Consider the following 11,998-nt stretch of genomic DNA (forward strand, 5'->3'; position numbering starts at 1 on the left):
AATTAATCATTGCTTGCAACAGTCGTGTCAGTAGTTTTAGAAGACTGAATTCTCATTAATTCTAAAAACAACTGATCCATGCGTGATTTTGCACTTGTGTCGACAACAAGGTGGTTTTGAGCCTCAATTAAAATATCGGTAGCTTGTCTCACCCTTGCAATTGCAAGATTATGCCATGCTTTCGCATGTTCACTATCGCTATTTATACAATTTTGATAAGCAGTTACCGCCGCATCAAGGCGATTTGTGCGCGTATAGATATTACCTAAACGAAACCAAGCCGGAGCATAGTTTCGTTTTTCAGAAAGTAATTGGCGATAAAGTCCTTCGGCCAATTCAAGCTGACCGGAGCGATAAGCGGTTTCTGCATTTGCTTCTATCGCAATTAAATTAAGTTTCGTCGATTTTGTCGGTTCATGCTTAGGTGTAGTTGAACACGCCAAAAGCGTACTTACACATAAAACTAACGTTATAATTTTAATTAATGCTCTTACCATGAGATTTTACTTCCTACTTTGATATTTAACCTTTCAGCATTACCCGACTCCAGCTCAAGCACGCAGTAAGCAGCTTTAGAGCTCGCCATTCGCCAAGGTTTTAAATTTTCATAAACATCAGTAACTGTGCCTGCTTTATCAACAAATACGGCGTCAATCGGATAACCCATCCACATTGTATGAATGCTACTACATGGCTTTATGAGTAAACCAAAGCCAGAATCAATTGTTCGGCCAAGTAAGCCTCTCAGCCTTAACCAAGCGGTATTAGCAAGCCCTACCCTAAAGTTATTTACGTTTTCGTTGTCTACTGTTAATTCAACTAGCTTCATATTAAACTTCGTAAATAAATTTCATCACGATCGGGAAAAACAGAATCGCAAAGGTTACAGGGAAAATGAATGCAACAAGTGGAAACACCAGTTTAACCGGCGCTTCAAGGGCTTTCTTTTCAGCACGTTGAAAACGTTCGACTCGTCGCTGATCAGCTTGAATTCGTAATGTTGAGCCTAAACTTGCACCCGTCCGCTCTGCTTGCGCCAATGCGCTAACTAAGTTATTGATTTCAGTAATTTGGACACGCTCTGCCATAGAACGAAACGCGTCAATTTTGCCAACACCTGCGCGTAAATCCCGCATCACCTTTTCAAACTCAACTTTTAGTGGCCCTTCCGGACCTTTATCTACTGCTTGAGAAATCGCACCTGTTAAATTCAAACCAGCTTCAACCGCCATGGTAATAAAATCTAAATACACAGGCAGTGCTTTAACTATCTTCAGTTGACGCTTTTTCTTTAAGTCATTGAGTGTTACAAGAGGTAAAAAGTAGCCTGCGATAAACGCACACGCTAAGTAATCAAGCTGAACTGAATCGAGGGCAGCTAAACAAAACCAACATAACAGACCTGAAATGATTGATACAACAATACGAATACCAAAATAGTCTTCTGCTGAAATAATGTAAGACAATCCTGAAATTTGTAGCTTTTTGTTGGTTTTAACTAAGTAATCAATAGGTAGTCGTTCGCCAATATAATGCGATGCTATCTTAACAAGCGGCCAAATAAGCTTAAGTGAAGGAGGCAACGGATCCATAAAATCCCGGCTATCTTCTGGCACATTTTGCTTGATTCTAGTAACGCTGTACGCGAATAAACATATTGATGCAGCAAAGAAAATTAGTATCCAATATAACATCTCAATAAATCCTTTTTACACGTCGATGTTTACGATTTTCTTAATAAAGAAATATCCGATGTAAAGCATGATTGAACAGCCAGCTATCACTGCCCATCCCATAGGTTCGGTAAATAAACGAGACATATGAACCGGCTCCATATGGTACAACACATAGCCAAGGAAAATAGGAAGGCCTGTCATTACAATGCCCTGAATTCGACCTTGTGCTGTCAAACTATCAATCTTGCCTTCCATCTCAATTTTTTTACGTAAAGTGTCACCTAGCCTTTCTAATGTTTCTGCTAAATTACCACCGATCTCTTTAGATATTTGCATGCCCGCAACCACTAACTTGAAGTCTTGTTCAGGCATACGTTCAACCATATTATTGAGCGCCTCAATAAAATCGACACCCAAGCGTTGCTCGCGTAAAAAGAGTGAGAACTCTTGAGATATTGGCGCATCGGCTTCTTGAACCATTGCTTCTATCGCACTTATTAAACTTGAACCCGAACGCATTGACGCACAAATCATATTGATCCCATCCGGCAGCTGTTCAATGAACTTTTTACGACGCTTTTTCTGCAGAAATTTATAAAGATAAGGGGGCAATATCGCCATTCCAATAACAGCAAGTGCTGCTAAAAACCAAGCGCCAGTGTAAGCCCAAACAACGATAAAGGTTACGAACATTAATACGATATTGCCGACAAACAACTTACCCGGTTCAATAAACAAAAACATGTCTGATAAATTGCGCTTCGCGTTGTATTTAAACGTTTCGTGGTATTTCTGCGCAAGTTCTCGTGAAATAAATGACCCACCAAAAATCAACAGTGCGACTGAAGCCCCAACGATGATCATCAATACCATGCTAGACATTTGGCACCTCTGGCTTGAAGATACTAAGGTCCACGTCTATGCCACGATCACGAAGATTCTCATAAAACTCAGGAACCATTCCAGTAGCCATAAAGTGGCCTACGACTTTTCCGTTCTCGTCGTAACCTGTTTGTTTAAACTTAAAAATTTCTGATAACTGTAAAGTATTCCCTTCAACCCCGGTTACTTCGGTAATTGAGGTAACTCGACGCGAACCATCACTGAATCGGGATTGCTGCACTATCATATTAACCGCTGAGCCAATCTGTTCGCGTATAGCCATTATTGGCAAGTCCATGCCCGCCATCATAACCATCACTTCTAAACGTGATACACAATCTCTTGGTGTATTCGCGTGCGCCGTTGTTAATGAACCATCGTGACCTGTATTCATAGCTTGCAGCATATCTAATGCCTCACCACCACGACACTCACCTACTACAATTCTGTCGGGGCGCATACGTAAACAGTTTTTAACCAAATCTCGAATTTCAACCGCACCTTTGCCTTCTTGGTTAGGTGGTCTTGCTTCCAGTGATACTAAGTTAGGTTGATAAAGCTTAAGTTCGGCGGCATCTTCCACTGTAATAATACGTTCGTCATCTGGAATAAAGTTTGATAACACGTTAAGTAACGTCGTTTTACCTGAACCTGTACCACCTGAAATAACTACGTTTCGTTTATTTATTACTGTTGTTTTTAGGAAGTTAGCCATATCTTCATTCATGGAACCAAAGTTAACGAGATCTTCAATCTCTAACTTCTTATCCATAAATTTACGAATTGTAATACACGGACCTTTCAGCGCTAATGGTGGAATAATCGCATTCACACGTGAACCATCTTTTAAGCGAGCATCAACCATAGGTTGACCTTCGTCGATACGACGACCAATTGGCGTAACAATACGTTCAATAGCACTTAAAACGGCTTGTGGGTCGGTAAAACTAATATCAGAAAGGTATAACTTACCTGAACGTTCATAGAAGATTTCATCGTAAGCATTAACCATTATTTCTGATACTGCTTTATCATTGACCAAGGCCTCTAACGGGCCCAAACCAACTGACTCATCCAATACTTCTTTCGCTAATTCAGCACTGTCGATTTCAGCAGGCAGTGAAAGCCCACTAATTATACTGTTAATTAAGCTGCCACTTTGACTTCGTAGTTCATCATCTGACATTTCAGACACATTAACGCGTCTTAAATCAATTTGGCTAATCAGCTCTTTATGAACACGTCTACGCCACTCATTGCGTTCTTTTATTTTTTGCCTAGTTTCGTCGGTATCGCCCTGCGCGAGTTCGTGATGCTCCTTGACAGCAGAACTGGGCTGAATAGTATCAGCTTTTGGTGTACTATCACTGTGCATGTTCGACTGTGAATGATTAGGTCGCTCGGAGAACGCGTGTTTAGGAGAATTTTTGTTTTCTGCTTTTACATGAATATGATAACCACCAATTTCAATCAAATCCGATTCATCTAGTGGCCCTACAGATTCAATTTTCTCTTGATTCACAAACGTGCCTGTTCGGCTGCCGCGATCTTCCAAAAAAATACCATCTGGGCGATAATAAAGTTTTGCATGTTCACGTGATACCTTAAACCCATGGAGTTTTATCAGGTGATTTTTGTCTTTACCTATGACACATGTTGGCTCACTACACCGAATTTTACCAACTTCAGTACCTTTTGCCGTTTTAATATTAACTTCAAACATACTGGCTAATCCAAGATATTAAACATTTCAAGTTTATTTGCTTCACCAATTAGCTCTTTCGCACGTTGCAAGCGGTTTTGATGCGATTCATCCTCAATCGGTACGATTTTAGGAGTCACTAAAATGATTAGCTCACTTTTCTTGTCAATAAAATCTCGTGACTTAAATAACTCACCTAAAATTGGGATATCACCAAGCAGTGGAACCTTATTTACAGACTTTGACATATCACTACTTACTAAGCCTGATATAACAAGTGTTTCACCATTTTTTACGTTTACAACAGATTCAGTTTCTCGAGTTTGAAAACCAGGATAGTCGCCGACAGTCACTGATGGGTCTATTGAGCTGACTTCAGCTCGCACAAAAGAGACAATGTTACCTTTAGCATCTGAAGTAGGTTCAATTTCTAATTTTATACCGTACTCTTTGTACTCAACATTTAACCCACCATTTGAATCAACAATTGGGATTGGTACTTCACCGCCAGCAGAAATCGCGCTTTCTCACCACTACGCGTACTTAGTGTTGGCTCGGCCAAAGTGCGAGAATCACCTTGTTCATCTAATAATTGAATCTGACTTGTTAAACCAGTCGCAATACCAAACGCCGCATAACCAGAGTTACCAATCGCCATATTGCCTACTGCATCTACAATTTGGTCACCCATTGGGTTTTCGGTGTATACCGAGAAAATATCATTCGTTACAAAGTTCTTAATACCGCCGTATGCAGGCCCTGCCATTGCACTGCCCCACTTAATACCAATATTTTTAAGCGTGTTGTTACGCATTTCTACAATCTGTACATCCATCCGGATCATATGTTTTAAATCTACAGTAGCAGGTGCCAGACTTAGCATAGAAGTTAGATTTGGAATCATTTCTGATAAGCTTTCAGCCTTTTCGATCACATCAGCTGTAACTTCACCTTCGAGCACAACCAGGCTGCCAAGCTTACGCGCTTTTACGCCCGGTAAGTCTCTAACCAATGACTGAACTTGTTGCTCAAGCTCATTCATATTAGTTGGGTCGACATTGACATAAATCTTTTGAGTTTGGTTAGTCGCATTCCAAATTTGAATCTCAGTCTGCCCCGCTCCCTCTGCAATAAGTAACAGACGGTTATCATCAAGTACTTTGGTACTTACCACACCACCTTGGCCTACTACAACGCGTGTCACTTTTGATACTGGCAGTACTTCGATAGAACCAACATGAAGCTCAAGTTTAATGTTTGCAAAACAAAGTGTTGGAAATAGTACGAAAAACATACTCAACTTAATAAAATAACGTCTCATTTTAATCCCTAAAAACTGCTATTAACCTTGTTAGCGAATGTCTTAAATTGGCTAACTGGATTTTCTATTTTATTTTCTCGTGTAACGCCTTGGGCTATCCCGCCATTACCTCCGATAATGTATTCCACTTGGTGTTCGCGCTCGTTATGCAAAAACACATCCGCTTCTTTAATTAGTGTGCTACTAACCTTTAATTCATCTTTTCTGTTTCTCAATAGCGCAACAAACGAACCGTATTCTTGAGCCAGTGATACACGACCCGCATCCATTGTTGATAAGTCTAAGGTAACTGTTGAATATGCTTCTGTTTCGCCAAAAATAGATTTCTTTAGTTTGTCTTTTTCTGAAATGCTTTGGCGACCTGTTGCTAGCACGGTTACGCGTTCAAGAATCAAATGAAGACTCTTATCACTTTGTTTTTGTGAGAGGTAAAGATCGATGTAGTCACCCGGCATTAGCATATTTGCATTAGAGTTATTTTCGTTAATATTGATAGTTACAGCACGACGCCCAGGTTTTAAAATATCCGAAAATTGCTCTTCACCGCTTTTTGGTACATACGATAATAAAATTGGTTTGCCAGGCTGCACATCATTTAACACCATCTTATTTGCAATTAAGCCAAAGTCATTTGGATGGATTGCATCATCAGGAACATAGTCTTGTGGAATTTCACGCACAACCGCTTTATCTGGTGTTAGTAAATCACCTTTTGATAGCGGTCCAACTGCTACCACAACAGGGACTTTTACTATATCGGTACGTGAATATTGTTGCTGAATTTCACCTTCTTTTACTTTTAGATACTGGCCCACAGCCCAGGCTGCTATACCGCCAAGCAATAACGATATAAACAAAAGAACCCAGTTTTTATCTAAAAATTTAATTGATTTCATTAAGTTATAACCTCTGAGTTTTATTTATTAATTATCTTCGATGGTAATGGGGTAATGCTTTTGGCATAACTGTACGCGTGATAACTGTCTTTGATTTTTTGCGTTAGGATTTCTAAGGCATTGTGTCCTTGATGTTCTTCAAGAAAACCGCCTAATTCGTTTTCTGGAATTGGCATTAACAAAGCGGCTACGAGCGCACCTGTTACAACGAAAAACTCAACTGCCGATTGTCCTTTTTGATTTCGTTTAAATGTCTGCATCTACTCTGATCGCCGTTATAAATGTTTGATTATTCTCAATATGGAACGTCGCATTAAATTCACTTGGACCTCGTCTAGCTAAAATAACCCCCTCTTTTTGTTTGTGATGAGTTTTAGCTCGGTCAATTGTAAACCCTTGTTGTTCAAGGTAACGTGTATAAAAAGACACATTGTTTGAAATGCTTTTTCTATTACTCAACAACAGTGTTACTGAGTACTTCGCGCCATCTTTTGCTTTGATTTCATTAAGTACTTTACTGCCACTGGGTTTTGGTAGGTCACTAATTTTACTAACAATACGAGCTAGTTTATTTGACGGCGAATGTGATATTGATACCACGGCTATCGACTTCGGATAATGCTGCGTAACTTGAGCTGTAAACAATTTTCCATCGAAAAATTTACTGACTACAACTTCACTTTCAAGTTCCTTTACACCGAACTTCTTACCATCACCTTGCCAAGCGTTAGCATAAAACTCTGCATGTTCTGAACGTTTGAGTGGCGTTTCAACTTGCCAAATACTCACTTGGCTACCATTCATAAAAATATCTTCTGCTACAACTGTAACCTCACTATCTTCAGGAAAAACGAGTTCAGCTGCATTAACAGAGTAAATAAATAACAAACTAAGTAACGTAATAAATCTAATCAATAACATGGTCTTTATCCTTGTCTGGATCTGTATCATCACTATCGCCTGGGTTACCGGTATCATCACCGGGAATATCTTCGCGATAACGCTCTAACGGTAATTCTTCAATATCAACATGACCAAACTTTAACGAACGCGAATTTAAATGTTTTGCAATTGGTACGTGCGACAAAAAATTACGCAATGTGTTAACCACCGCGTTATCAAAAAGGTTAGAGGGCACCAATCCTTTAACTTGATCAATGTTGTGGCGAGGCCCGCCTACATTCCAACCATCTGCAAGCACATACAGTTCACTATTCATTGCAATTTCAAATTCACTTTCGCGCTTCTTCTCACGTCCAGTTTCACTAGACATCGAGTTTCTTCCATCTTCATCTTCGAGTAGTAAATGACTTGCTATCTGAAGTTCTGATTGCCCTTTAAAAAAGCCTTTATCGTTAAATTCAGTGCCACCAATCTCAAGTAACGAAAGTGCCCCATTAAGAAGCGAAGTGATATCGCCAGGTGGCTTTTCATGCGTCGTTTTTACTTCAAAAAAGCGATGTTTTGCTTCATTTTCTTCATTGGGGTTATACGCTGCAAACAAACTTTGGTGCGCCTTGGTTGATTTTGCTTGCGTAAACTTAAAAGATGCATACCCATCGTCAAGACTGTTCCAACCCTGACTGGAATCAACTGGGCGAGAGTCAATTGGTGTAGAAAGCTTTCCGAAAAGACGATTGGGTACTTCGCTTTTTATTACATCTGTCTGCTTAATTGCCAACCTTCCTTGTCCTGAGTTGGAGTAATTTTTCTTTCCTTCCTCAAGCCATACTGTTTTTTCAAACGCGATGTAGCGCGCACTCATATCATTGTAATGTCGTGCTTCAATTACCTTCGAGAAATAGGGTAAAAGCAGCATCAGAGGTGCTATTACAAAGGCTAACAAAATGCCTACTTCAACTAACGATTGTCCATGTTGTTTCTTCATTTACATCCCTGCCAAATCTAAACCAAAAACAGCACCTAAAAGATAAGTACGTTCCGAATTGTCGATATCTTGTAAACTTGTTTGCCAGTATGGGTTATATAGATTTCCATACTCAAATCGAGTATTTGGCCACAAGTCAGTCGCGCGATAATAGTAAATTCGAGCCTTTGCTGCCGATGAGAATTGGTCACGAGGTACGTCCATGCCCTCTTCAATGTTTATGTCAACATTGCGTGTCTCATTTTCTTTCGTGGTGCCTATACCTAACGACTTTGATGTTTGTAACGCATCGATAGATTTTGATACAACAATCGTTACTGGAGGCGCATCATTCGATTGATCAATTTTCTTAACAGAATAGAACTGTTGTATGCCGCTATATGCATCATTCATTGCACTTTCCCGTGCGTATGCACGATTTGAAGCGCTGCGGTTTATACGTCTTGATTGTCCATATAGACTGCGACTTGAGTATCGCCTCGTATCATTATCTTCACCTGCGTGCGATCCGCCCCAACCTATGCGCGCTTCACGTTTTCTGCAGCGAAACCGTTTCCAACGTTTGTAGTGAATACTTAATGTATCCATTGATGTCCAGGTCTCTTTATCTCGTTCACCGTGGTTAATTAAATCTGTGCCCCCGGCTTGACGCGTTTTGTAGTAGCCTGTGCACCAAGGCCATGTAAATGAAAACGGAAAACCCCAATCATGTGAACGATTGACTAAAAATTGATCGCGAGAATTCGTGACTACTTTGAAAAATTCTTGATAACGACCGGTGTTATCTGTCCGATTAAACCCACCTTGATAATCGCGCCAATCGTTGAAAATAGTATTCATTAATGTTGTTGCAGAAATAATGTCCAATTCGGCATCAGCATCATTTAACTTTACAATTCCATTGAGTGAATCAACCATCGCAGCCGACGACGCATACGACATAATACTTTGCGATTTTGACAGTCCCGTATTCACTGCATTTGTTAGCGTCACTGCTACTTCTAACCCCGGTTGTAAAACCGTATCATTGATACTGTCGATGTACTGCTCAGCCTGCGTAAAATATGCACCGACACCTGGAATAAAGCGGGCAACATCTTCGATGTTATCGAATGTCTCTACAGCAAAATTAAACCAAGAGGAAAGACCCACATACTGTCCAATTGCAACATGATTAGCGATCATTGCGCGGTTTGTGTACGCCTTGAAATTTAGCTCACGTGCTAAAAATTGAGAACCACTTAACACTGCCGCATCTGATGTGTTTTGTAGCCGAGTTTTGTGCAGGTTCTGTTGTGATACGTTATATAAATAAAGTAAAAATAGAACGATTACGGGTAAAAAAATCAAGCCAACGACTAGCGATTGACCGCTTTGTTTTCTCATAACACAACCTTGTGAAAAATGGGGAGATGCCTCCCCAACTACCTTGTCTTAACAAGTACTAATCTGTACCAGAACCACCACCGGAAGTACCACCCGATGCTTTATTCGCACCATCGTTGTAATTTCCTAAATTGTAATTTTTATCTGCTACAGTAGCACTATCACCAGCAGCGTCTTTTGCTGCCTGAATTTGGTTTCCAGAATCTTGTCCCGAAATTTCAGTCGATATTGCTGAGACTTGATTCCGTACCGTTTTACCGAAAAAACTATATACACCTATTGCCGCAACCGCGATGAGTGCAACAATGATGATATATTCGGTCATACCTTGACCAAACTGACTACGTTTCATAACCCACCTTTAAAAGTAATAGGTAAATTATTACTTAGAACCACCTTCAGCAGACTTATTCGCTGCATCATTGTAGTTACCTAGGTTATAGTTTTTATCTGCAACTGTAGTCGCTTCTCCTGCAGAAGTTTTAGCAGCTTGAATCTGTGTTGCAGAGTCCTGACCAGACACTTCATTTGCAAGCGCTGATACTTGGTTTCGTACTGTTTTACCGAAGAAGCTATATACTCCAATAGCTGCAACCGCAATCAGTGCAACGATAATAATGTATTCGGTCATACCTTGACCAAGTTGACGTTTTTTCACTGTTTTCTCCTTAAATAGAATAAACGCACCAAAAATGATACGTGCTTTAGAGAGAATGCTCTATTCACCAAAGGGATGACAAAACTTGTTACAAAATTAAATTTTTTTGAAAAAAATACACCTAATGGCGTACTTACAAACTCGCTGTTTTACTCAGGATTTGTGTGCGGTTTTTTGCACCTGTTTTTTTCAAAATACGCTGCACGTGTGTTTTAACTGTCGCTGGAGAAATCGCCAACTCTTTTGCAATCTCTTTATTTTGTAAGCCACTATGAAGGTAGGTAACTATTTGATTTTCTTTACGTGTTAATACACTTATAGGTTTACTTTCTTCGACTCGTTTATTGATATATTCAGACGCTATTTTTGATAATGCCGCTCTACTAAAGAGCAATTCAAAGTTACCTGAAAGCACTTGTAGTTGATCAATAATCAGCTGAGGTGATAAGTCTGTTTGTAATACGCCTCGATAGCCTTTGCGTAAATAATCGCATTCTTGTTCAAAGCTTATTGATTGCTGCAACACGATAATTGACTGTTTCTCTAATCCATATAACGAATAAGAACGTAAATAGGTTGACTCTACAAAGCACACATACTTATCAGAGTGCTGCGTGTTAATTTTATCCCCGGGCAGTACAAAACGTACCTTAGTGTCTAGCAAACTGGCACATTTAAACACTTTACTCGCCAACTTATTTTCTTTGCCTATAATATAAAAATCCATTTTCTCAATTACACCTAGAAACTTAATTTACGATATGTTTGCGCATCTTTGACGCTAAAATCCTTAGTTTTTAAACGTTCTAAAGATTTTAATCTAAACCGCTTTTCATATAATTTATTATGGTATTGCGTAAAACCAAATTGGCTGTTGTCTAACAAGAAAAACATGACATCTGGTGGTAACACTTCTATCATACCGACCTCAGGTGGATTCATTCGCTGACGTTTATTGAGCGCCATACTAAGCATATTTTTCTCTTTTGCTGAGAGCATCCAACGTTTATCTGTAATCGGTGTGATAATAAACAAATTTTCGCCATCATATTCAGCAATTAGTTCGCCACTCTCTTGTTTAAATGTTAAATAATCAGGAAAGCCTTCCTCTTTAGCAGTAGCTAAAACAAGTTGATCAAACTCTTCATCTGAACCTGTAAAATTAATCTGCTTTTTAACCCTTGCTTTTATTTCTTGATCGTTAATCGACACATACGTTTTTAACTCATGATCGTATAACTGACTTACGCCCTGTTTTAACGAAACGTATTCGGTTTTATGGTAGTGTTCAGGAATATTTAAATCAAAACGCGTAAACGTATCAGACACCCAAAAGTCACTTGTACCATAATGTTGTTCACCATTAAACACCTCAAAATGGAAGTGCAAAACGTCCGCAGTTAAGCGTGGTGAAAATTGCGATAGCGCAATAACGAGGGAAATAGAAAAGAGTCGTATCATTCTTCAATCCTTGAAAATAATCGTGTGATGTCACTTCACCTTTTTACTACTTTATGGGAACATATTATTTTACATTTTGCAACGCTTTGTAATTTAGTAACTTTATAAATTCAGTACAACATAGGACG

General features: G+C 39.4%; 16 protein-coding genes. All 16 read right to left on the bottom strand.

The annotated features are described in order from the left end of the window. Positions 1 to 2: 2 nt before the first annotated feature. The 16 genes from C2M30_RS09165 to C2M30_RS09235 all read right to left on the bottom strand — a co-directional run bounded on the left by C2M30_RS09165 (position 3) and on the right by C2M30_RS09235 (position 11,870). Positions 3 to 497 carry a tetratricopeptide repeat protein gene (locus C2M30_RS09165; protein WP_105171426.1) on the bottom strand — a complete coding sequence of 165 codons (495 nt, stop codon included), beginning with the start codon at positions 495 to 497 and terminating at the stop codon, positions 3 to 5. Then, on the bottom strand, positions 491 to 829 hold the full coding sequence (locus tag C2M30_RS09170) for a DUF192 domain-containing protein (RefSeq protein ID WP_105171427.1): 339 nt from the start codon (positions 827 to 829) through the stop codon (positions 491 to 493). The genes C2M30_RS09165 and C2M30_RS09170 overlap by 7 nt, the downstream gene beginning before the upstream one ends. Before the next feature lies 1 nt (position 830). Beyond that, positions 831 to 1,694, bottom strand: coding sequence for a type II secretion system F family protein (locus C2M30_RS09175; RefSeq protein ID WP_105171428.1), 864 nt, complete (start codon positions 1,692 to 1,694; stop codon positions 831 to 833). A gap of 15 nt (positions 1,695 to 1,709) precedes the next feature. Then, positions 1,710 to 2,558, bottom strand: coding sequence for a type II secretion system F family protein (locus tag C2M30_RS09180; RefSeq protein WP_100913336.1), 849 nt, complete (start codon positions 2,556 to 2,558; stop codon positions 1,710 to 1,712). Then, positions 2,551 to 4,281, bottom strand: a complete 1,731-nt coding sequence (locus C2M30_RS09185) for an ATPase, T2SS/T4P/T4SS family (protein WP_105171429.1) — start codon at positions 4,279 to 4,281, stop codon at positions 2,551 to 2,553. The genes C2M30_RS09180 and C2M30_RS09185 overlap by 8 nt, the downstream gene beginning before the upstream one ends. Positions 4,282 to 4,286: 5 nt before the next feature. Next, the gene (locus tag C2M30_RS21735) at positions 4,287 to 4,778 is read right to left on the bottom strand and encodes a type II and III secretion system protein (protein WP_325050755.1); all 492 of its coding nucleotides are present in this window, start codon (positions 4,776 to 4,778) and stop codon (positions 4,287 to 4,289) included. Next, on the bottom strand, positions 4,724 to 5,581 hold the full coding sequence (locus tag C2M30_RS09190) for a pilus assembly protein N-terminal domain-containing protein (protein ID WP_234004706.1): 858 nt from the start codon (positions 5,579 to 5,581) through the stop codon (positions 4,724 to 4,726). The genes C2M30_RS21735 and C2M30_RS09190 overlap by 55 nt, the downstream gene beginning before the upstream one ends. 8 nt (positions 5,582 to 5,589) lie before the next feature. Next, entirely contained in the window at positions 5,590 to 6,477 is an 888-nt protein-coding gene (cpaB, locus tag C2M30_RS09195; protein ID WP_100913333.1) for a Flp pilus assembly protein CpaB, read from the bottom strand. A gap of 20 nt (positions 6,478 to 6,497) precedes the next feature. Then, entirely contained in the window at positions 6,498 to 6,737 is a 240-nt protein-coding gene (locus C2M30_RS09200) for a hypothetical protein (RefSeq protein ID WP_105171430.1), read from the bottom strand. After that, entirely contained in the window at positions 6,724 to 7,398 is a 675-nt protein-coding gene (locus tag C2M30_RS09205) for a hypothetical protein (RefSeq protein WP_105171431.1), read from the bottom strand. The genes C2M30_RS09200 and C2M30_RS09205 overlap by 14 nt, the downstream gene beginning before the upstream one ends. Continuing rightward, positions 7,385 to 8,365: a hypothetical protein gene (locus tag C2M30_RS09210; RefSeq protein ID WP_105171432.1), complete on the bottom strand. Its 981-nt coding sequence runs from the start codon at positions 8,363 to 8,365 to the stop codon at positions 7,385 to 7,387. The genes C2M30_RS09205 and C2M30_RS09210 overlap by 14 nt, the downstream gene beginning before the upstream one ends. Next, positions 8,366 to 9,751 carry a Tad domain-containing protein gene (locus C2M30_RS09215; RefSeq protein WP_105171433.1) on the bottom strand — a complete coding sequence of 462 codons (1,386 nt, stop codon included), beginning with the start codon at positions 9,749 to 9,751 and terminating at the stop codon, positions 8,366 to 8,368. It lies immediately after the preceding gene. A gap of 58 nt (positions 9,752 to 9,809) precedes the next feature. Beyond that, on the bottom strand, positions 9,810 to 10,103 hold the full coding sequence (locus tag C2M30_RS09220; protein ID WP_100913328.1) for a Flp family type IVb pilin: 294 nt from the start codon (positions 10,101 to 10,103) through the stop codon (positions 9,810 to 9,812). Positions 10,104 to 10,133: 30 nt separating this feature from the next. Then, complete coding sequence (locus C2M30_RS09225) at positions 10,134 to 10,409, bottom strand: Flp family type IVb pilin (RefSeq protein ID WP_234004707.1); 276 nt, start codon at positions 10,407 to 10,409, stop codon at positions 10,134 to 10,136. Between the two features lie 133 nt (positions 10,410 to 10,542). Continuing rightward, positions 10,543 to 11,136, bottom strand: a complete 594-nt coding sequence (locus C2M30_RS09230) for a response regulator transcription factor (RefSeq protein ID WP_105171434.1) — start codon at positions 11,134 to 11,136, stop codon at positions 10,543 to 10,545. 14 nt (positions 11,137 to 11,150) lie between these two features. Beyond that, positions 11,151 to 11,870: a hypothetical protein gene (locus tag C2M30_RS09235; protein WP_105171435.1), complete on the bottom strand. Its 720-nt coding sequence runs from the start codon at positions 11,868 to 11,870 to the stop codon at positions 11,151 to 11,153. Positions 11,871 to 11,998 lie beyond the last annotated feature (128 nt).

This window comes from Pseudoalteromonas sp. T1lg24, from assembly GCF_002964745.1.
GTDB classification, from domain to species: Bacteria; Pseudomonadota; Gammaproteobacteria; order Enterobacterales; family Alteromonadaceae; genus Pseudoalteromonas; species Pseudoalteromonas spongiae.

Excerpts from the sequence above, each read along its gene's own strand:
- C2M30_RS09210 (WP_105171432.1), bottom strand. The coding sequence starts at position 8,365 with ATGAAGAAACAACATGGACAATCGTTAGTTGAAGTAGGCATTTTGTTA.
- C2M30_RS09190 (WP_234004706.1), bottom strand. The coding sequence starts at position 5,581 with ATGAGACGTTATTTTATTAAGTTGAGTATGTTTTTCGTACTATTTCCA.
- C2M30_RS09185 (WP_105171429.1), bottom strand. The coding sequence starts at position 4,281 with ATGTTTGAAGTTAATATTAAAACGGCAAAAGGTACTGAAGTTGGTAAA.
- C2M30_RS09175 (WP_105171428.1), bottom strand. The coding sequence starts at position 1,694 with ATGTTATATTGGATACTAATTTTCTTTGCTGCATCAATATGTTTATTC.
- cpaB (WP_100913333.1), bottom strand. The coding sequence starts at position 6,477 with ATGAAATCAATTAAATTTTTAGATAAAAACTGGGTTCTTTTGTTTATA.
- C2M30_RS09180 (WP_100913336.1), bottom strand. The coding sequence starts at position 2,558 with ATGTCTAGCATGGTATTGATGATCATCGTTGGGGCTTCAGTCGCACTG.
- C2M30_RS09215 (WP_105171433.1), bottom strand. The coding sequence starts at position 9,751 with ATGAGAAAACAAAGCGGTCAATCGCTAGTCGTTGGCTTGATTTTTTTA.
- C2M30_RS09205 (WP_105171431.1), bottom strand. The coding sequence starts at position 7,398 with ATGTTATTGATTAGATTTATTACGTTACTTAGTTTGTTATTTATTTAC.
- C2M30_RS09230 (WP_105171434.1), bottom strand. The coding sequence starts at position 11,136 with ATGGATTTTTATATTATAGGCAAAGAAAATAAGTTGGCGAGTAAAGTG.
- C2M30_RS09220 (WP_100913328.1), bottom strand. The coding sequence starts at position 10,103 with ATGAAACGTAGTCAGTTTGGTCAAGGTATGACCGAATATATCATCATT.
- C2M30_RS09165 (WP_105171426.1), bottom strand. The coding sequence starts at position 497 with ATGGTAAGAGCATTAATTAAAATTATAACGTTAGTTTTATGTGTAAGT.
- C2M30_RS09200 (WP_105171430.1), bottom strand. The coding sequence starts at position 6,737 with ATGCAGACATTTAAACGAAATCAAAAAGGACAATCGGCAGTTGAGTTT.
- C2M30_RS09170 (WP_105171427.1), bottom strand. The coding sequence starts at position 829 with ATGAAGCTAGTTGAATTAACAGTAGACAACGAAAACGTAAATAACTTT.
- C2M30_RS09235 (WP_105171435.1), bottom strand. The coding sequence starts at position 11,870 with ATGATACGACTCTTTTCTATTTCCCTCGTTATTGCGCTATCGCAATTT.